At 73.0% G+C, this 19,442-nt stretch carries 18 protein-coding genes; 12 read left to right on the forward strand and 6 right to left on the reverse strand.

Annotation, left to right across the window (positions count from 1 at the left end):
• Positions 1-52: 52 nt before the first annotated feature.
• The 6 genes from OG500_RS27665 to OG500_RS27690 all read left to right on the forward strand — a co-directional run bounded on the left by OG500_RS27665 (position 53) and on the right by OG500_RS27690 (position 6,847).
• Positions 53-523, forward strand: a complete 471-nt coding sequence (locus OG500_RS27665) for an SRPBCC family protein (protein WP_327069560.1) — start codon at positions 53-55, stop codon at positions 521-523.
• Positions 524-530: 7 nt separating this feature from the next.
• The gene (locus tag OG500_RS27670; protein ID WP_327069561.1) at positions 531-1,706 is read left to right on the forward strand and encodes an ArsA family ATPase; all 1,176 of its coding nucleotides are present in this window, start codon (positions 531-533) and stop codon (positions 1,704-1,706) included.
• Positions 1,707-1,781: 75 nt separating this feature from the next.
• Positions 1,782-2,051 carry a DUF5304 family protein gene (locus OG500_RS27675; RefSeq protein ID WP_327069562.1) on the forward strand — a complete coding sequence of 90 codons (270 nt, stop codon included), beginning with the start codon at positions 1,782-1,784 and terminating at the stop codon, positions 2,049-2,051.
• A 189-nt stretch (positions 2,052-2,240) separates the two neighbouring features.
• Positions 2,241-3,185 carry an ROK family glucokinase gene (locus OG500_RS27680; RefSeq protein ID WP_327069563.1) on the forward strand — a complete coding sequence of 315 codons (945 nt, stop codon included), beginning with the start codon at positions 2,241-2,243 and terminating at the stop codon, positions 3,183-3,185.
• A 79-nt stretch (positions 3,186-3,264) separates the two neighbouring features.
• Positions 3,265-4,005 (forward strand): endonuclease/exonuclease/phosphatase family protein, encoded by a 741-nt coding sequence (locus OG500_RS27685; RefSeq protein ID WP_329584079.1) that lies wholly within the window; start codon positions 3,265-3,267, stop codon positions 4,003-4,005.
• 295 nt (positions 4,006-4,300) lie between these two features.
• On the forward strand, positions 4,301-6,847 hold the full coding sequence (locus tag OG500_RS27690) for a collagenase (RefSeq protein WP_329584081.1): 2,547 nt from the start codon (positions 4,301-4,303) through the stop codon (positions 6,845-6,847).
• Between the two features lie 61 nt (positions 6,848-6,908).
• On the opposite strand, the gene OG500_RS27695 is transcribed toward OG500_RS27690, so the two are convergent.
• Both OG500_RS27695 and OG500_RS27700 read right to left on the reverse strand, forming a co-directional pair.
• The gene (locus OG500_RS27695) at positions 6,909-7,481 is read right to left on the reverse strand and encodes a hypothetical protein (RefSeq protein WP_329584083.1); all 573 of its coding nucleotides are present in this window, start codon (positions 7,479-7,481) and stop codon (positions 6,909-6,911) included.
• 26 nt (positions 7,482-7,507) lie between these two features.
• Entirely contained in the window at positions 7,508-8,290 is a 783-nt protein-coding gene (locus OG500_RS27700) for an alpha/beta hydrolase (RefSeq protein ID WP_329584085.1), read from the reverse strand.
• A gap of 186 nt (positions 8,291-8,476) precedes the next feature.
• Between OG500_RS27700 and OG500_RS27705 the strand changes: the two genes are divergently transcribed.
• From OG500_RS27705 to OG500_RS27715, 3 genes are all read left to right on the forward strand, one after another.
• Positions 8,477-9,295 carry a lysophospholipid acyltransferase family protein gene (locus OG500_RS27705; RefSeq protein ID WP_329587772.1) on the forward strand — a complete coding sequence of 273 codons (819 nt, stop codon included), beginning with the start codon at positions 8,477-8,479 and terminating at the stop codon, positions 9,293-9,295.
• A gap of 61 nt (positions 9,296-9,356) precedes the next feature.
• A complete protein-coding gene (gene macS, locus OG500_RS27710; protein WP_329584087.1) occupies positions 9,357-10,556 on the forward strand; it encodes a MacS family sensor histidine kinase in 1,200 nt (399 codons plus the stop codon).
• Positions 10,556-11,230 (forward strand): response regulator transcription factor, encoded by a 675-nt coding sequence (locus OG500_RS27715; RefSeq protein WP_329584089.1) that lies wholly within the window; start codon positions 10,556-10,558, stop codon positions 11,228-11,230. The genes macS and OG500_RS27715 overlap by 1 nt, the downstream gene beginning before the upstream one ends.
• Before the next feature lie 9 nt (positions 11,231-11,239).
• On the opposite strand, the gene OG500_RS27720 is transcribed toward OG500_RS27715, so the two are convergent.
• Positions 11,240-11,896, reverse strand: coding sequence for an NADPH-dependent F420 reductase (locus tag OG500_RS27720; RefSeq protein WP_327069570.1), 657 nt, complete (start codon positions 11,894-11,896; stop codon positions 11,240-11,242).
• Positions 11,897-12,009: 113 nt separating this feature from the next.
• Entirely contained in the window at positions 12,010-13,950 is a 1,941-nt protein-coding gene (locus OG500_RS27725) for an anthranilate synthase family protein (RefSeq protein ID WP_329587774.1), read from the reverse strand.
• A gap of 323 nt (positions 13,951-14,273) precedes the next feature.
• Between OG500_RS27725 and OG500_RS27730 the strand changes: the two genes are divergently transcribed.
• Entirely contained in the window at positions 14,274-15,608 is a 1,335-nt protein-coding gene (locus OG500_RS27730) for a class II 3-deoxy-7-phosphoheptulonate synthase (protein ID WP_327069571.1), read from the forward strand.
• Between the two features lie 178 nt (positions 15,609-15,786).
• On the forward strand, positions 15,787-16,086 hold the full coding sequence (locus tag OG500_RS27735; protein WP_329584091.1) for a (2Fe-2S)-binding protein: 300 nt from the start codon (positions 15,787-15,789) through the stop codon (positions 16,084-16,086).
• Between the two features lie 11 nt (positions 16,087-16,097).
• Here the strand turns inward: OG500_RS27735 and bfr are convergent, their stop codons facing one another.
• On the reverse strand, positions 16,098-16,577 hold the full coding sequence (gene bfr, locus OG500_RS27740; protein WP_327069573.1) for a bacterioferritin: 480 nt from the start codon (positions 16,575-16,577) through the stop codon (positions 16,098-16,100).
• A 202-nt stretch (positions 16,578-16,779) separates the two neighbouring features.
• On the opposite strand from bfr, the gene OG500_RS27745 reads away from it, so the two are divergent.
• Positions 16,780-17,439: a sulfite oxidase-like oxidoreductase gene (locus tag OG500_RS27745; RefSeq protein WP_327069574.1), complete on the forward strand. Its 660-nt coding sequence runs from the start codon at positions 16,780-16,782 to the stop codon at positions 17,437-17,439.
• Between the two features lie 43 nt (positions 17,440-17,482).
• On the opposite strand, the gene pknB is transcribed toward OG500_RS27745, so the two are convergent.
• Positions 17,483-19,438 carry a Stk1 family PASTA domain-containing Ser/Thr kinase gene (gene pknB / locus OG500_RS27750; protein ID WP_327069575.1) on the reverse strand — a complete coding sequence of 652 codons (1,956 nt, stop codon included), beginning with the start codon at positions 19,436-19,438 and terminating at the stop codon, positions 17,483-17,485.
• Between the last annotated feature and the right edge of the window lie 4 nt (positions 19,439-19,442).

The following is a 19,442-nucleotide window of genomic DNA, read 5'->3' on the forward strand; positions in this document are numbered from 1 at the left end:
TAGCCTTCGGTGGCACCTGACCAGTGGCACGGGACAACGCGGAGGCCCACCGATGGCGGAACACACCAGGTCGAGCATCGTCGTCGAGGCGACGGCGGCCGAGGTGATGGCGGTGATCGCCGATTTCGAGGCGTACCCGCTGTGGACCGGTGAGGTCAAGGAGATCGAGGTGCTCGGCCGCACCGAGGAGGGCCGTGCGACCCAGGTCCGGTTGCTGCTCGACGCCGGTGCGATCCGTGACGAGCACGTGCTCGCCTACACCTGGGACGCGGAGCGCGAGGTCTCCTGGACCCTGGTGAAGAGCCAGATGCTGCGCTCGCTGGACGGCTCCTACTCGCTCGCGCCGGCCCCCGGCGGCACCGAGGTCACCTACCAGCTCGCGGTGGACGTCAAGATCCCGATGCTGGGCATGATCAAGCGCAAGGCCGAGAAGGTGATCATCGACCGGGCGCTGGCCGGCCTGAAGAAGCGGGTGGAGAGCCGGCCCGAGGGCGGGTCCGCCCCCGCCACCGGCGCGAGCTGACCCCGCGATGACCCGCACGGTGCTGGTCACCGGTGACGCCGCCGCCGTGCCCGCGGTGGCCGCCGCCACCGCGCTGCACGCCGCGGGCCGCGGCCTGCGCACCCTGCTGCTGGCCGCCGACGATCCGCACCGCGCGGTCGACGAGGTGCTCGGAGCGCGCCTCGGTGACCAGCCGGCGGAGATCGACCACCACCTGTGGGCCGTGCGGATCGAGGAGCAGCAGGCGTTCCGCCGGGCGCTCGGCGCCCTGGACGGCAAACTGCGCACCGGCTTCGACCTGCTCGGCGTCGAGCCGCTGGAGCCCGACGAGCTGACCGCGCTGCCGGGCACCCGCCAGCTCGCCCTGCTGCGCGCGCTGCGGGTGCCGGCCGACAGCTACGACCTGGTGGTGGCCGCCGCCCCGCCGCCCGCCGAGCTGACCATGGCGCTCGCGCTGCCCGAGCAGCTGGACCGCTACCTGAGCCGCCTGCTGCCCGAGCAGCGCCAGGCCGCCCGGGCGCTGCGCCCGCTGCTGGCCGCGGTGGCCGGGGTGCCGATGCCCGCCGACTGGCTGTACTCCGCGCGGGCCTGGGTGGGCGGCGAGCTGACCGCCACCCGTGCGGTGATCGAGTCGAGCCGCACCTCGGTGCGCCTGGCGGTGGACGCCGGCTCCTGCTCGGTGCCCGCGCTGCGCCGGGCCGCCGCCGGGCTGGCGCTCTTCGGTCACCGGCTGGACGCCGTGGCCGCGCACCGCGCGCTGCCCGCCGCCGCGCTGGAGTCCGCCGATCCGTGGCTGGCCGGTCAGGCCCGGCGCGAGCGGGAGCGGCTGGCCGCGATCGGCCTGGACGTGCCGCTGCTGGTCGCCGACCAGCTGGCCGCCGACCTGCCGGCGGTGGCCGACCAGCTGTACGGCGCCGGGACGGGCCCCGAGCCGAGCACCCGCTGGCCGTGGACCGCCGAGGACCGGTTGGCGGAGGACGGCGTGCTGCTCTGGCGGCTGGCCGCGCCCGGCGCCGAGCGCGCCGACCTGGAGCTGATGCGCCGCGGCGACGAGCTGGTGGTCGGGCTCGGCTCCTACCGGCGGATCCTGCCGCTGCCGGGCGCCCTGCGCCGCTGCACGGTGGCCGGGGCGGCGCTGCGCGGCGGTGAGTTGACGTTGCGCTTCGCGCCCGACCCGGACCTCTGGCCGACCGGTGGCCGGTAACCGGTAGCGTCTGAAGGGACCGAGCGGGCGCGCTCCCTGGTGCGTCCGCGGCACCGGCACCGGAAGGCGCACGTCATGAACAATTCAGATCCTGTCGACAACGAGAACCCCCAGGACGAGGGCAGTCCGCTGATCGACGAGGTGCGCAAGCTCGCCGCCACCGTGGGGGAGCAGGCGGAGCGCGTCTACGGGCGGGTGAAGGCGGAGAACCCCGAGGTCTTCGAGCACCTGGCCGCCGCCGGCGCCGAGTTGCTGGCCGCCTACCGGGCCGCCGTGGCCGGGCACGAGCGGCGCTGGTCGGCCCCCGAGCCGTCCGACTCCGAGCGGATCGACCTGGACGAATAGCGCTCGCCGTGTTCATCACCGAGGGGAATCCCGGGGCTACGCAGGGGCTTGAATCGTACGACTTTTGAAGCCTTGCGGCGGGGCTTTCGCAACCTTGTCTTCGGATAATGTATGGCCAGGTGTGTACGGGAGCACGGCCGGGCGGGTACCGTTCCGCCCATCGGGCACGAGCGAATGACTGAGGGACACATGGCTCTGACCATCGGCGTCGATGTCGGCGGCACCAAGATCGCGGCCGGCGTGGTCGACGAGAACGGCGAGATCCTGGCCCGGACCCGGGTTCCCACCCCGGCCGACCCGCAGTGGGCGGTCGATGCCATCGCCCAGGCCGTGCGCGAGCTCAAGGAGCAGTACACCGAGGTCAGCGCGGTGGGCGTGGGCGCCCCCGGCTTCGTCGACCGCGACCGCTCCACGGTGATCTTCGCGCCCAACATCGCCTGGGAGAACGAGCCGCTGCGCGGCCGGATCGAGGAGCTCACCGGCCTCGACACGGTGGTGGAGAACGACGCCAACTGCGCGGCCTGGGCCGAGTTCCGCTTCGGTGCCGCGGCCGAGCACACCGACATGGTGCTGATCACCGTGGGCACCGGCATCGGCGGCGGCATCGTGCTGGACGGGCGGCTGCACCGCGGCCGGTTCGGCGTGGCCGGCGAGATCGGGCACCTGAACATGGTGCCGGACGGCCTGCTCTGTGGCTGCGGCGGCAAGGGCTGCTGGGAGCAGTACGGCTCGGGGCGGGCGCTGCGCCGCTACGGCCGGGAGCGGGCGGCGGCCGACCCGGTGCGCGGGCGGCGGATGCTGGAGCTCAACGACGGAGTGGCGGAGACCATCCGCGGCATCCACATCACCGAGGCCGCCGAGTACGGCGACCCGCTGGCACTGGAGTGCTACGCCGAGCTGGCCGACTGGCTGGGCCGCGGGATGGCCGACCTGGCCGCGCTCTTCGACCCGGGCGTCTTCGTGCTCGGCGGCGGCGTCTCGGACTCCGGGCGGCTGCTGCTCGACCCGGTGGCCAAGGACTTCGAGAAGTACCTGACGGGCGGGGTGCACCGGCCGCGGGCCGAGGTCGTGCTGGCCTCGATGGGCTCCTCGGCGGGCATCGTGGGCGCGGGCGACCTGGCCCGCACCGCGTAGCTCCAGCGGCAGGCCCGACCCCTGAGTGGTCGTCAGGTCCGACCGGCTCCGCCCCGGCGGAGCCGGTAGCGTGTCGGGGGTGACCCTCGACCTGCCGCGCTCCGGTCCCCAGCCGGACGGAGCCGAACTCGTCCGTGTGCTGAGCTACAACATCCGCTCGCAGCGGGACGACCGCCGGGCGCTGGCCCGGGTGATCCGCTCCTGCGAGCCCGACCTGGTCTGCGTGCAGGAGTCACCGCGCTACTGGCGCCCCGAGGGCCAGGCGGCCTGGCTGGCCAGGAACACCGGGACGGTGGTGCTGGCCGGCGGCGGGCGCACGGCGGCCGGACCGCTGCTGCTGGGAGGGTTGAGGGTCGAGGTGCTCGGCCGGCACGACCGGCTGCTGCCCAAGCACCGCGGGATGCACGCGCGCGGCTTCGCGAGCGCGGTGCTGCGGATCGGGCGCGCGGTGCCGTTCGCGCTGACCAGCTGCCACCTGAGCTTCATCGGCCCCGAGCGGGTGCAGCAGTTCGAGCTGCTGCACGAGCAGGGGTCGATCAGCCCGTACTCGGTGATCGCCGGGGACTTCAACGAGCATCCCGAGGACGCGGGTTGGCGCAAGCTGGCCGAGGCGTACCAGGACGGCTGGGCGACCAGTCCGTGGGGCGGGGAGTACACCTCGCGCCCCGGGGACCCGCTGCAGCGGCTGGACGCCGTCTTCGCCTCGCCCGGGATCGAGGTGCTCTCCTGCGGGGTGCCGCCACTGCCGGTCGCCGAGCTGCTGGCGGCCACCGACCACCTGCCGGTGGTGGCGGTGCTGCGGGTGCCCGCCGCGCCCTGACGGCTCCTGACCGTCTGCCGACCTCGGCGCCCCGCCGGTCCGGCGGGGCGCCGAGGGCTGTTCTCAGGAGGTTCTCCGGATGTCTTCACGAAGCATGTGATGTATGCAATGGTACATGTCACACGTCTAGCCGTGTGCATGCTCAAGCGGCCCCAACCTGCCCGGGCGCCTGTCCCACCCCACGACACCGGCGCCCATCGAGCAGGGCTGACGCATCGTCATGCTCCGCGCCTGCCACGGTCCCCGCCGTACGCCGCGCCCCCGCGCGCGGCCCCCCACACCGGGAGAACCTCACGTGAGACCTCCACTCCTCGGGACGAAGCTGCCCCGACTCCTGATATCCGCCCTGGCGCTGACCCTCGGCCTCGGGTTGGCCGGCACCCAGGGCCAGGCCTACGCCGCGCCCCTCGCCAAGGCTCCGGCCGCCAAGGCCCCGGCGCCCGGGCCCGCGACCCCCGGGCCTGCCGGTCCCGCCACCCGCCCCGGCCTCGCCCCGCAGCCGGCCACCGGCGCCGCCCGGCCCGACGACTCGCAGCGGGTCAGCGCCAAGGACCGCCCGCCGCTGCCCGCCGACGACTCCGCACTGCACCAGGACTACGACAAGCCCACGCGCCCGATGGCCAGGGCGGCAACGGCCTGCGACCCGGCCGCGATCAGCGCCGACACCGGTGACGCGCTGGTCCAGGCCGTGGAGTCGGCCGGCTCCGACTGCGTCAACACCTTCTTCAACCTCACCGGCTCCCAGGCCCACCAGGCCTTCCAGGAGTCGCAGATGACCACCGTCGCGAACGCGCTGGCCGCCGCCGCGCCGAGCTACCCGGGCGACGACAGCAGCCACCTGCTGGAGCTGGTGCTCTACCTGCGGGCCGGCTACTACGTGCAGTGGAACGACGCCGCCGACGTGGGCAGTTACGGCAGCACGCTGCAGAGCGCGATCCAGGCCGCGCTGGACGCCTTCTACGCCGCCCCGCACAGCCAGGACGTCACGGACGCCAACGGGGCGGTGCTCGCGGAGGCCGTCACGCTGATCGACAGCGCCGGCCAGAACGCCCGCTACCTGCCGGTCGAGAAGCGCCTGCTGGCCGGCTACACCACCGCGTACAACAGCTCGTACAACATGGTGAACGCCGTCAACAACGTCTATACCGTGCTCTTCCGCGGCCACCAGAACGCCGACTTCGTCGCCGCGACCGAGGCCGACCCGAGCATCCTCACCACCCTCGACACCTTCGCGACCGGCAACCTCGCGCTGCTCGGCGGCCCGCAGAGCTTCCTGGCCGCCAACGCGGGCACCGAGCTGGCCCGCTTCCTGCAGGACGCCACGCTGCTGCCGACGGTGCGCCCGCTGGTCGAGGGCCTGCTCGCCGACTCGGCGATGACCGGTGCCACGGCCCCGCTGTGGGTCGGCGTCGCCACCCAGGCCGACCAGTACGACCAGGGCAACTGCGCCGACTACAACACCTGCGACCTGGCCGACCGGCTCAAGGCCGCGGTGCTGACGATCCAGTACACCTGCAGCCCGTACATCAAGATCGAGGCCCAGGCGCTGACCGACGACGAGCTGAGCGCCACCTGCAACAGCCTGATCGGTGAGACCGCGTTCTTCCACAACCTGGTCAAGGACCCGGGCCCGCTGCCCGGCGACCTCAACACCACGCTCACGCTGGACGTCTTCCACTCCACCGCCGACTACCAGACCTATGCCGGCGAGATCTTCGGCATGAGCACCGACAACGGCGGGATGTACATGGAGGGCGACCCCACCAACCCCGCCAACGTGCCCCGGTTCGTCGCCTACGAGGCCGACTGGCTGCGGCCGGCCTTCCAGATCTGGAACCTCAACCACGAGTTCACCCACTACCTGGACGGCCGCTTCGACACCGCCGGGGACTTCACCGCGGCCACCTCGACGCCCGACACCATCTGGTGGATCGAGGGCCTGGCCGAGTACGACTCCTACACCTACCGCGGCCTGGCCGACACCGACGCGGTCACCGACGCGGCCACCGCCGCCTACCCGCTGAGCACGATCTTCGCCAACACCTACGACAGCGGCCAGGACCGGATCTACCCGTGGGGCTACCTCTCGGTGCGCTACATGCTGGAGCGCCACCGCGCCGACGTCGACAGCCTGCTCGGCTTCTACCGGTCCGGCGACTACCAGGGCGCGCTGAACCTCCTCACCGGCATCGGCACCAGCTACGACGCCGACTGGTCCAGTTGGCTGGCCGCCTGCGCCGCGGGAGCCTGCAGCGACAACATCCCGCAGCCGCCGACCGCCGCCCTCACCAGGACCACCGACGGCCTCACGGCGGCCTTCACCGACACCTCCACCGCACCCGGCGCCACCATCACCGCCCGCACCTGGGACTTCGGCGACGGCACCGGCTCCACCGACGCCAACCCGACGAAGACCTACGCCGCGCCGGGCACCTACACCGTGCACCTGACCGTGCTGGACAGCCAGGGCGCCTCGGCCGCCACCACCGCGACCGTCACGGTGGCCGCGTCGACGGACTGCGCCGCCCCCGACCCCCGTGAACTCGGCCGGAACTGCGGCCGGAGCAACCTCACCGCGCCCGCCGGCGACTACAGCTACCTCTACGTCGACGTCCCGGCCGGCACCCAGCAGCTCACCATCACCGCGAGCGGCGGCACCGGCGACGCCAACCTCTACTTCGACGACGGCACCTGGGCCACCCAGGCCGACGCCACCGCCCACACCACCGGACCGGGGACCGCCCACACCCTCACCATCGCCTCCCCGAAGGCCGGTTGGAACTACATCAGCCTCTACGGCACCAGCGCCTTCGCGGGCGTCACGGTGACCACCGGTTTCTGATCCCGCGTCAACACCGAAGGCGCTCCCGGGACATCGGTCCCGGGGGCGCCCTGCGCGCGGGTCAGACGACCGCACCGCCGTGCGGGTCGTGCGGCTCGTCCGGATCGCGGTCCTTCATCCGGACGATCAGCGTGGTGAAGCCGCCCAGGAAGGCCGTCAGCCCCACCCAGGCGGGCCAGCCGGCCACCTCGCGCCAGACCAGGGCGTCGAAGAGCAGCAGCGCGGGGCCGCCGAGCACCGCGATCCAGGCGAACTTGGCGGTGGTGTCGCCGGTGGGCAGCGGCGGCGGCTCCGGCGGCACGAAGTGGCCCTCGTCCGGGTCCTCGGCGGCGTCCCAGTCGCGCGGGCCGAGCCGGGCGGGGTCGAGCGGCGCGGGTTCGGCAGCGCGGGGGCGGGGCTGGGGCGTGCCGAGGCCGGTGTCGCCGCGGGTGGCCAGGTCGTTGCGGGCGCGCAGGTTCTCGATCTCGGGCCAGTCGGGCCGGGTGAGGTCCACCGGGTCGTCGAACTGCGCCACCAGCTGGGCGAAGATCGCGTCGTGCTCGGCCTGGCTGCTGGGGGTGGGCGCGGGGCGCTGCTCGCTCTCCTGGGGGCGGTCCTCGTCGTCGCCCGCCGTGTTGTTCTCGTGCTCGTGCACTGCCGGCCCTTCAGTCCTGGTGGCCCTCAGCCCCGCTGGTCGGTGGCGTCGGTGGCCTGCGGGACCCCGGCCAGACGGCGGACGAACCCGAGGGACTCCTCGAAGATCAGTTCGGCGTCGTAGTCCAGGGTCGCGACGTGGAAGCTGCGTTCGCACAGCCGCTCCGTCACATCGACCGAGGATATCCGGGCCAGCACCAGAGCGGAGTTCGCCGGGGAGACCACGTGGTCCCGCGGGCTGCGCAGCAGCAGCACGGGTTGACCGACCCGCACCAGCTCCTGCTGGACGGTGTGCCACAGCCGGCTCAGCGACCAGGCGGCGTGCAGCGGGAAGCGGTCGTAGCCGATCTCGACGGCGCCCGGCAGCGCGATGTCGCCGGTGATCCCCGGCCGGCTCGGCACCAGGTGGCGCAGCACCGGCAGCAGCGGGGTGGCCGGGTTGTCCGCGCGCACCGAGGGGTTGACCAGGACCAGTCCGGCGACCTTCTCCTGGTGCTCGGCGGCCAGGTGCAGGCTCAGGCCGCCGCCCATCGAGAGGCCGAAGACGAAGACCCGCTCGCACTCCTCGGTGAGCTGCTCGAAGGCCCGGTTCAGCTCGGCGTACCAGTCCTCCCAGCGGGTCACCGCGAGGTCCTGCCACCGGGTGCCGTGGCCGGGCAGCAGCGGGAGCGAGACGGTCAGGCCGGCCTCGGCCAGGTACTCCGCCCAGGGGCGCAGCGACTGCGGGGAGCCCGTGAACCCGTGGCAGAGCAGCACACCGATCGGGCCACCGCGGTGGTGGTAGGGCTCGGCACCGGGCAGCGGCGGCATCCGTGGACTCCTTCGACTTCGACGGGGCAGACGAGGCAACGGCGTCGCCATCGTTGCACGGGGTCGGCGGGGCGTACAGACCCTCTCCGCCGCCCGCCGTCACCCCTGCCGTGCGTCGGGGACCCCTTTGGGGCATTAGGATCGACCGGTCTGCAATACAGGAGGTCCGGGTTGTTCTACCGACTGATGAAGATGATCGTCGCACCGATGCTGCGGATCTTCTTCCGGCCGTGGATGGAAGGTGCGGAGAACATCCCAGACGAGGGCCCGGCGATCATCGCGAGCAACCACCTCTCGTTCTCGGACTCCTTCTTCCTGCCTGCCTTGATGAAGCGTCGGGTGACCTTCATCGCCAAGGCGGAGTACTTCAACACCCCGGGCCTCAAGGGAAAGCTGACGGCCGCCTTCTTCAAGGGCGTCGGCCAGCTCCCGGTGGACCGCTCCGGGGTGCGCGGGGCCGGTGAGGCGGCGATCCGCAGCGCGATCGCGGTGATCGACCGCGGCGAGCTGTTCGGCGTCTACCCCGAGGGCACCCGCTCGCCCGACGGCAAGCTCTACCGGGGCAAGGTCGGCGGCCTGGCCCGGGTCGCGCTGCAGACCGGCGCGCCGGTCATCCCGGTGGCGATGATCGACACCGAGAAGGTGCAGCCGCCCGGCCAGGTGATCCCCAGCTTCGGCATCCGCCCCGGCATCCGGATCGGCCGCCCGCTGGACTTCTCCCGCTACCAGGGCATGGAGAACGACCGCTTCATCCTGCGCTCGGTCACCGACGAGGTGATGTACGAGATCATGCGGCTCTCCGGCCAGGAGTACGTGGACATCTACGCGACCGCCGCCAAGCGGCAGATCGCCGAGGAGAAGAAGCGCGCGGACGCCGAGCGCCGGGCCGAGCAGCGCGCGGAGCGGGCGGCGGAGAAGGAGAAGCAGGCGGCCGAGAAGGCCGAGGCAGCCGAGCGTGAGGCCGCCCGGCAGGAGTCGGGCGAGAAGGAGCCGGGCGACTCCTGAGCCGGGCGGCTCCCAGGGGTCTGCCCGGCGGTCCCTAGGTCCGCGTTCGCCAGGGGGAGCGATGGCGGTTTCGCAGCACGGCCCGAGCGGGGCGGTGGCGGCCGGCGGCATGTCCGTGGAGCTGCCGCTCTGGCGTGCGATCAGCTGGTACCGGGTGCTCGCCATGGTCTACGCGCTGGTCCGCTACGACCTCGCCTACCTGCACTACCGCCACCCGGTGGCCGGCTGGATCTACCTGGGCGCCCTGGTGCTCTGGACGCTGGCCACCTCGCGTGCCTTCGGCAACCCGGCCCGCTGCCCCTGGCCGATGCTCGGCGTCGACCTGGTGGTCTCCGTCACCGGGGTGGTGCTGAGCGGGGCGATCGACACCCCGGCGCGGATCGCGGCCGGCGCGGTCACGGTGCCGACCATCTGGGCGGCCGGCACGGTGCTCGGCTTCGCCGCCAAGGGCGGCTGGCGGCTCGCGGCGGTGGCGGGACTGGTGGTCGGCGGTGCGAACGTCCTCGGGCACGGCGGCCTGACCCTGGGAAACGTGCACGACTGCGTGCTGTTGCTGCTGACCGGCTGCGCGATCGGCTACGTGATCGAGCTGGCCAGGGCGAGCGAGGCCACCCTCGGCGAGGCGCTGCGGGTGGAGGCGGCGAACCGGGAGCGGGAGCGGCTCTCCCGCGACATCCACGACGGGGTGCTCCAGGTGCTCGCCCTGGTGCAGCGTCAGGCGGGCGAGGCGGCGACGGCGGATGCCGGCCGTGTCCTCGACCCGGTGGAGCTCGGCCGGCTGGCGGGGGAGCAGGAGCGGGCGCTGCGGGCCCTGATGACGGGGGCTTCGGTCGCCGCGCGGCCGCCGTCCGGGGCCGCAGGGGCGAGGGCCGAACAGGACCTGCGGGCGCTGCTCGCCCGGTACGAGAGCGACCGGGTCACCCTGGCCGTCCCGGGCACCGCGGTGCTGCTGCCCGGGCCGCGGGCCGAGCAGCTGGCGGCTGCGGTGGGCGCCGCCGTGGACAACGTCCACCGGCACGCGGGGGCCCGGGCCCGGGCCTGGATCCTGCTGGAGGACGAGCCGGCCGTGGTGACCGTGTCGATCCGCGACGACGGCCCCGGGTTCCCGGCCGGGCGGCTGGCCCGGGCCAGGCTCGACGGGCGGCTCGGGGTGGCCCAGTCCATCGAGGGCCGGCTGCGCGACCTCGGTGGCACGGCGGAGTTCAGTTCGGAGCCCGGGGCGGGCGTCGAGGTCGAGTTGCGGGTTCCGAGGGAGGGCTGATGGAGCAGCGGCTGCGGGTGATGGTGGTCGACGACCATCCGATGTGGCGTGAGGCGGTGGCCAGGGACCTGGCCGACGCGGGTTTCGAGGTGGTCGCCACCGCCGGGGACGGCGCGCAGGCGGTACGCCGGGCCGCCGCCGCCCGTCCGCAGGTGCTGCTGCTGGACCTCCACCTGCCGCTGCTGCCCGGGGTCGAGGTCTGCCGCCAGGTGCTGGCGCGCGACCCGGCGGTGCGGGTGCTGGTGCTCTCCGCCAGCGGCGAGCAGGCCGACGTGCTGGAGGCGGTGAAGTCCGGCGCGACCGGCTACCTGGTGAAGTCGGCGGGCCGTGAGGAGCTGCTGGCCGCGGTCCGCGGCACGGCGGCCGGTGAGGCGGTCTTCACCCCGGGGCTGGCCGGCCTGGTGCTCGGCGAGTTCCGGCGGCTGGCCGCCGAGCCGCCCGCCGCGGCGAGCGCGGGGCGGCCGCCGGTACCGCACCTGACGGCCCGGGAGACCGAGGTGCTGCGGATGGTGGCCAAGGGGCTGTCGTACCGTCAGATCGCCGAGCGGCTCACGCTCTCGCACCGCACCGTGCAGAACCACGTGCAGAACACCCTCGGCAAGCTCCAGCTGCACAACCGGGTCGAGCTGGTCCGCTACGCGATCGAGCAGGGCCTGGACGAGGAGCTCGGCTGAGCGCGTCGGTCAGTCGGCCACCTGGAGACGGTAGTTGAAGTCGGTGTGCCCGTAGTGGCGCATCAGGTTCAGCCAGAACGGCATCAGCATCTCCATCCCGCGCGCCGCCTGGATCCCGCCCAGGTCGACGATGTCGGCCGCCGGCCAGCCGAAGGACTCCAGCAGCGCGGTGACCTCCTGCTTGGCGCCGGCGTCGTCGCCCGCGACGAAGAGGTTGTGCCGGCCCGGCACCCGCCCCGGGTTGACCATCACCGGTGCGGCGAGCGTGTTGAGGGCCTTGACCACCCGGGAGTCCGGGCAGGCCCGCTGGATCCGCTCGCCCATGCTGTCGCTGTTCACCGGGTCGAGGGTGACCGTGCCGTCGGCGGCGAAGACCAGCGGGTTGCAGACGTCCACCACGATCTTGCCGGCCAGCGCCTGCGCCCCGGCGGCTGCCAGCACGTCGAGCGAGACCGTGCCGGGAGTCGCGTTGACCACCAGTTCGCCGAACCCGGCGGCCTCGGCGAAGGTCCCGCTGTGCCCGTGCGGCCCCACCGCCTGCGCCCAGGCGAGGCCCGCGGGGTTGGACGGGCTCCGGGAGCCGAGGGTGATCTCGTGGCCGAGGGAGAGCAGCTTGTCGGCGAGGGTCTGCCCGACGGTGCCGGTGCCGAGGATTCCGATGCGCATGCGGCCATTGTGGCGTGCGTCACCCCGACCCGGCGGCAGGCACGGCGGCACGGCGACCGGCCGACGACGGCCGCCGGGGCCGCGCCCCGCCGACCGTCCACGGCCGTCAGCCGTCAGCCGACCACCGGCACCGCCGTGCGCAGCAGCTGCGCCACCACGGTCACGCCGTCCATGGTCAGCACCGACTCCGGGTGGAACTGCAGGCTCGCGAAGCCGGGGCCGCGCAGCGCGTGGACGTCGCCGGTGAGCGGGTCGCGGGCCACCTCGACGCCCGCCTGCGCGAGGCGCTGCGCGTCCGCCGGGGAGCAGCGCGCGACGAAGGTGTTGTAGAAGCCGACCGTCTGCGGGCTGCCGAACAGGTCGATGGTCTCCTGCGCGCCCTGGTAGACGGTGGCCTTGCGGTGCAGCGGCAGGCCGAGCTCGGCGCTGAGCAGCTGGTGGCTGAGGCAGACCGCGAGCAGCGGCGCCGTGCGCTGCCCGCTCCGGGCGTCGGCCAGCGCCTCGGCGGCGATCGGACGCAGCACGGCCATCTTCGGGTCGGCGGGGTCGGCCGGGTCGCCCGGCCCGGGACCGAGCACCAGCGGTCCGCGGTGCGCGGCGACGAGCCCGGCCAGACCGGGGGTGTCGTAGCGCAGCACCGAGACCTGGTGGCCGATCGCGCGCAGCAGGTGGGCCAGCATCGCGGTGAAGGTGTCCTCGCCGTCCACCACCAGGGTCGGCTCGGGCTGGTCGGGCGTCACCTGCTGCTGCATCCGCAGCCAGAACGGCGCCAGGTCGGCGCGGCGGCCGTTCAGCGCGGCCTGCACCCGGTGGTTCTCGCCCAGCCGGGGCCAGTCGCGCCCGGCCGGGCGGGCGGCCGCCGGGCGGGCACCGATCGCGGCCAGCACGCCGGCCGCCTTGGCGTGGGTCTCGGCCACCTCCGAGGCGGGGTCGGAGTGGCGCACCAGGGTGGCGCCGACCCGGACCACCAGGCAGCCGGTGGCCGGGTCGATGTCGGCGGTGCGGATGCAGATCGGCGAGTCCAGCTGCTGCCCGCCACTGGCCGAGCGCCCGATCAGGGCGAGCGCGCCGGCGTAGTAGCCGCGCCCGGTGCGTTCGTAGCGGCGGATCACCCGGGTGGCGTTCTGCACGGGGCTGCCGGTGACGGTGGCCGCGAACATCGTCTCCCTGAGCACCTCGCGCACGTCCAGCGAGGTGCGCCCGCGCAGCTCGTACTCGGTGTGCGCGAGGTGGGCCATCTCCTTGAGCCGCGGGCCGAGCACCTGGCCGCCCAGGTCGCCGACCGTGCACATCATCTTGAGCTCCTCGTCGACCACCATGGTGAGCTCCTCCAGCTCCTTGGGGTCGTGCAGGAAGGCCAGCAGCGAGGGCAGGCTCGGCCCCTCGGCGGGGTAGCGGTAGGTGCCGGAGATCGGGTTCATCACCACGGTGCCGCCGCTCTGCCGCACGTGGACCTCGGGCGAGGCGCCGACCAGCACCCGGTCCCCGGTGTGGACCAGGTAGGTCCAGTAGGCGCCGCGCTCCTGGTCGAGCAGGCGGTGGAAGAGGCTGAGCGCGAGCTCGGTGGAGAAGTCGGGCAGGGTGCCGTGGAAGTCGCGGCGGATGACGAAGTTGGCGCCCTCGCCGCTGCCGATCTCCTCCCGGATCACCTGCCGGACGATCTCGGCGTACTGCTCGTCGTCGATGTCGAAGCCGCCCCCGGTGAGCCGCACGGGCAGCTGCGGCAGCTCGGCCAGCACCTGGCCGAGCGGCAGCTGGTACTGCTCGGCCACCCGCAGCGCCTGCAGCGGGGTGCCGTCCTGGTGCGCCTCGAAACCGCGCTCGCGGATCTGCTGGTAGGGGACCAGTGCGAGCAGGTCGTGCCGCGGCCGGCCGTCGGCGGGGGCGCCGGTGGGCAGCGGCAGCTGGGCGAGCGTGTCGTACGAGCCGACCTCGCCGAGCAGCAGCTCGACGGTGTCGGGGGCCAGTCGCGGGGTGCGGCGGTGCAGCAGGGCGAAGGCGGGGGCGTCCGGGGCGGTCAGACGGTCGAGCAGCGCGGCGGTGGTGGCACGGATCACGGTCGGCTTCTTTCCGGAGGGAGGGGCGGGGCTGGTCCGCTCTGCCGGGAAGGCCGTCCGGGAATACGACGACGGCCGCCCCGAGTGGGGCGGCCGTCGTGTCGTCTCAGGGACGCGCGAGCTGTGGGCCGACCCGGGGGTTGGCCCACCACCAGGAAAAGGTGTGTGGCGCGTGCATGGTGATGACAGTAGCGGATCGGCCGACGGGGTGAGCCGGACTCCCCGGAGGGTGAGCCGGACTCCCGGGAAATGTCCGCCGGGCGTCTCATCCACTGGAAGGCGGGCACAAATCGGTTGTCACACCCCGTAGCCTTGACACCGTGACCGTGACAAATCACCACTCTTGGCAATCCCTGCCCGCGGCGCAGCAGCCTGACTGGCCGGACCCGCAGGCGCTGCGCACCGCTCTCGCGGACCTCGCCTCGTATCCGCCGCTCGTCTTCGCAGGCGAGTGCGACCAGCTGCGCGCCCGGCTCGGTGCCGTCGCGCGTGGTGAGGCGTTCCTGCTCCAGGGCGGCGACTGCGCCGAGGCCTTCGACGGCGTCTCGGCGGACCACATCCGCAACAAGCTGAAGACCCTGCTGCAGATGGCGGCGGTGCTGACGTACGCCGCCTCCGTCCCGGTGGTCAAGGTGGGCCGGATCGCCGGCCAGTACTCCAAGCCGCGCTCCAAGCCGACCGAGACCCGCGACGGCGTGACCCTGCCGGTCTACCGCGGCGACTCGGTGAACGGCTTCGAGTTCACCCCCGAGTCCCGCCGCCCGGACCCCGAGCGCCTGAAGCGGATGTACAACGCCTCGGCCGCCACCCTCAACCTGGTGCGCGCCTTCACCACCGGTGGCTACGCCGACCTGCGCCAGGTGCATGCCTGGAACCAGGACTTCGTGCGCAACTCGCCGGCCGGCCAGCGCTACGAGCGCCTGGCCAAGGAGATCGACAACGCGCTGAACTTCATGCAGGCCTGCGGGGTCGCGCCGGAGGAGTTCAAGACCGTCGAGTTCTTCTCCTCGCACGAGGCGCTGGTGCTCGACTACGAGACGGCGCTGACCCGGGTCGACTCGCGTACCGGCGAGCTGTACGACGTCTCGGGCCACATGGTCTGGATCGGCGAGCGCACCCGTCAGCTGGACGGGGCGCACATCGAGTTCGCCTCCAGGATCCGCAACCCGATCGGCGTCAAGCTCGGCCCGACCACCTCGGTCGACGAGGCGCTGACGCTGATCGAGCGGCTCGACCCGGAGCGCGAGCCGGGCCGGCTCACCTTCATCACCCGGATGGGCGCGGGCAAGATCCGCGACCACCTGCCCACCCTGGTGGAGAAGGTCACCGCCTCCGGCGCGCAGCCGGTGTGGATCTGCGACCCGATGCACGGCAACACCTTCGAGGCCGAGACCGGGCACAAGACCCGCCGCTTCGACGACGTGCTCGACGAGGTCAAGGGCTTCTTCGAGGTGCACCGCGGGCTCGGCACCCACCCGGGCGGCATCCACGTGGAGCTGACCGGCGACGACGTGACCGAGTGCGTCGGCGGCGGTGACGAGGTGCTGGTGGACGACCTGCACCAGCGCTACGAGACGGCCTGCGACCCGCGGCTGAACCGCAGCCAGTCGCTGGACCTGGCGTTCCTGGTCGCGGAGATGTACCGCGGGCAGTGACCGGCGCCGGCGCCGGCGCCGGTGACCCGGGAATGTGACGAAGGCCCTGCTCCTCTTGGAGGAGCAGGGCCTTCTGCGTGCCCGACGGGGCAGGTAAGGTAAGGCTTAGCTGAAAAGCCGCGGCCCTCGAGCGCCGCAGACCTTGGCTCACAGGCCACCGACCCCGGGAGTGACCGCGATGTACGTGTGCATGTGCCATGCGGTCACCGAGGACCAGGTCAAGAAGGCCATCGACGGCGGTGCCAACTCCCCGCGCCAGATAGCCCAGGGCTGCAGGGCCGGGACGGACTGCGGCTCCTGCGTGCGCCGGATCCAGGCGATGCTCGGTGAGCACGGCGGCCGTCCGTGCCCGACGGCCCGGTTGGCCGCCAAGCTCGGTCTGGCCGATCCCGAGGCCGACCTGCCCGCCAACCAGCCCCTGGCCACGGTGCTGGGCCGACCGCTCGATCGGCCGCTCGCCCTTCGCCGCACCGCCTGAGGGCTGCCGGGTCAGCTCTCCGGCTGCTCGATCAGCTGCGCGATGTAGAGCGCCTCGCCGAGCTTCTCCACCAGTTCGAGCTGGGTGTCCAGGTAGTCGATGTGGTGTTCCTCGTCGGCCAGGATGTCCTCGAAGATGTTGGCCGAGGTGACGTCGTTCTTGGCCCGCATCACCACGATGCCCCGGCGCAGCCGGTCGATCGCCTCGACCTCCACCTGCCGGTCCGCCTCGAACATCTCCTTCACCGTCTGGCCGATCCGCACGTGGAAGAGCCGCTGGTAGTTGGGCAGGCCGTCCAGGAAGAGGATCCGGTCGGTCAGGATCTCGGCGTGCTTCATCTCGTCGAAGGACTCGTGGCGGGTGTACTTCGCGAGCTTCGTCCAGCCGAAGTTCTCCTGCATCTTGGCGTGCAGGAAGTACTGGTTGATGGCCGTCAGCTCGGCGGTGAGCTGCTCGTTGAGGAACTCGATGACCTCGGGGTCGCCCTTCATGGCGGTGCCTTCCTGCGTTGCGCTGCGGGAACCGGGTGGACGCATCCTGGCAGCACTGTGGGTGATATTTCCAGTAAGTTCACACTCACTCGGGTCTGTGGCGGATTTTCCGATTTGCCCGCTAATGACCTGTTCGCAGGGGCGTGCGGCTGCGCCGAGGGGCGCGCGTTCTCGGGCGTCCGCCGTCTGTCACCATGGAGCCATGGGTCAGCCGGAACAGGAACGGTCTCCGAGCGAACGTTCTCCACACGAACGATCGCCGCAGGTCGACCCCCGGCTTCCCCCCGGTCAGCGCGTGCAGCGCGGCTGGCCCGTCCTGCACTACGGTCCGGTGCCCCGGTTCAAGCCGTCGAGCTGGGACTTCCAGGTCTTCGGGGCGACCGCCTCGGCCGAGAAGAGCCGGTGGGACCACGAGGGCTTCCACCGCCTGCCGCGCAGCACGGTGCGCGCCGACTTCCACTGCGTGACCAGGTTCTCCATGCTCGGCAGCGAGTGGAGCGGGGTGGCCGCCGCCACCGTCCTCGACCTCGCACCGCCGGCCCCGGACGTCACCCATGTGATGGTCTGGGCCGAGTACGGCTACAGCGCCAACCTCCCGCTGGAGCGGTTCGCCGACCCGGGCACCCTCTTCGCCACCCACCACGACGGCGAGCCGCTGACCGTCGAGCACGGCTTCCCGGTGCGCCTGATCGTCCCCGGGCTCTACGCCTGGAAGGGCCCCAAGTGGGTGCGCGCGGTGGAGTACATGCGGGCCGACCGCCGCGGTTTCTGGGAGGAGCGCGGCTACCACAACCGCGCCGACCCGTGGCGCGAGCAGCGCTACTCCTACCAGGAGGAGCCCGGGGACGGCCCGCTGCGCTGAGCCGCGGCAGCAGCGGCAGGGCCGTCCCGGGCCCGGGCGGGGGCTAGAAGTTGATCGTCACCGTCGAGCCTTTGGGCAGCATGGTGCCGGCCGACGGGCTCTGCCCCGAGACGCTGCTCAGCCCGAAGAAGTTCAGCCCGGTGCTCTTCACCTTGAACCCGGCACCGGTCAGCGCCTTGGTGGCGTCCGACTGGCTCATCCCGGTGACCGACGGCACGGGCACCGGCTGCGGGCCCTTGGACAGCGTCAGCGTCACCGTGCTGCCCGGCGAGGCCGTGCCGGTGACGTCCTGGGCGGCCACCGACCCGCTGGGCACGGTGTCCGACCAGGTCTGGTCGGTGGCCAGCGCCACCTTGAAGCCCGCCCCGGTCAGGGTGCTCTGCGCGGCGGCCACCGGCTGCCCGGTGGTGTCGGGCACCGCGACCGGCGCCGCGCCCTGGCTGACCACCAGCGCCACCGGCGCGTTGACCGCCAGCTGCTGCCCGGCGGCCGGGGAGGTGGAGATCACCGAGCCCTGCGGCACGGTCGGGCTGTAGTCCTGCGTGGTGGTGCCGGGCGTCAGCCGGGCGGCGGTCAGCTGCTGCTGCGCCTGGTCCAGCGGCTTGCCGGTGACGTCGGGCACCGCGATCCGCTCCGGCCCCTTGGACAGGGTGACCTTCACCGCGTCGCTCTTGCGGGCCCGCCCGCCCACCCCGGGATCACTGCCGATCACCTGGCCGGCCGGCACCGTCTCGCTGAACGCCTGGCTGAAGCTGGCCCGCAGGCCCGAGCCGTCCAGGGTGCTGGTGGCCTGCGCCTGGGTCTGGCCGAGCACACTGGGCACCGTCGCGTAGACGGCGCCGGACAGGAAGTAGCTGATCGCCGCGACCACCAGCAGCACCGCGCCGAGCACCGAGCCCCAGACCAGCGAGCGCTTGGTGCGCCGCGATCGGGTGCGCTTGGCGCGCCGCGGCGGGGGCGGCTCGTCGTACGGGCGGGGCTGGACGAAGAGCTCGGGCGGCGGGACCGCCATCACGCTGGTGTGCTCGGGGCCGGTGACGGGGGTCATGCCGCTGAGCACCGAGGTCGCCTCGCCGGGGGCGAAGCGCGGCGCGGGCCGGGTGGCGGCGGGCGGTTCGGCGTCCAGCTGGGCCGGGGTCAGAGCCCGGCGCACCCGCTGCACCGCGCCCAGCAGCTCGACCGCGTCCCACGGCCTGGCCTGCGGGTCGCGCGCGGTGGCGGCGGCCACGATCGCGTCCAGCCCGGGCGCCAGGCCGGGCACGGTCTGCGAGGGCGGTGGCACGTCCTCGTGCAGGTGACGGTAGATCACCTGCATCGGGTTGTCGCCGAGGTAGGGCCGGCTGCCGGTCAGCAGCTCGTAGAGCATGATCCCGGCCGCGTAGACGTCCACCCGCTGGTCGGTGGCGGCCTGCGGCTGGATCTGCTCGGGGGCCAGGTAGGAGACCGTGCCCATGATCACGCCGGGGGTGGTGGTGTTGGTCACCGCGGCGTCCGCCCCGGAGAGCAGCCGCACCAGGCCGAAGTCCGCGACCTTCACCAGGCCGCCGTCCGTGATCAGCACGTTCTCCGGCTTGACGTCCCGGTGCACCAGCCCCGCCCGGTGCGCGGCACCGAGCGCGGCCAGCACCGGTTCCAGCACGTCGAGCGCGGCCCGCACCGAGAGCGCGCCGCGGTCGCGCAGCACGTCGCGCAGGGTGCGCCCCGGCACGTACTCCATGGCCAGGAAGACCGCGTTGCCGTCGGCGCCCTGGTCGAAGACGTTGACCACGTTCGGGTGCGAGAGCCGGGCGACCGCCTTGGCCTCGCGGATGAAGCGGTCGGTGAACCCGGTGTCGCCGGCCAGCGCCTGATGCATCACCTTGAGCGCGAGCACCCGGTCGAGCCGGGTGTCGGTGCCCCGGTAGACGGTGGCCATGCCACCCACCGCGATCCGCTCCTCGACCCGGTACCGGTTGTCCAGCAGGACTCCTACCAGGGGGTCGTTCAACGTCGTGTCCACCCCA

The organism is Kitasatospora sp. NBC_01250 (genome assembly GCF_036226465.1).
Classification (GTDB): Bacteria; Actinomycetota; Actinomycetes; order Streptomycetales; family Streptomycetaceae; genus Kitasatospora.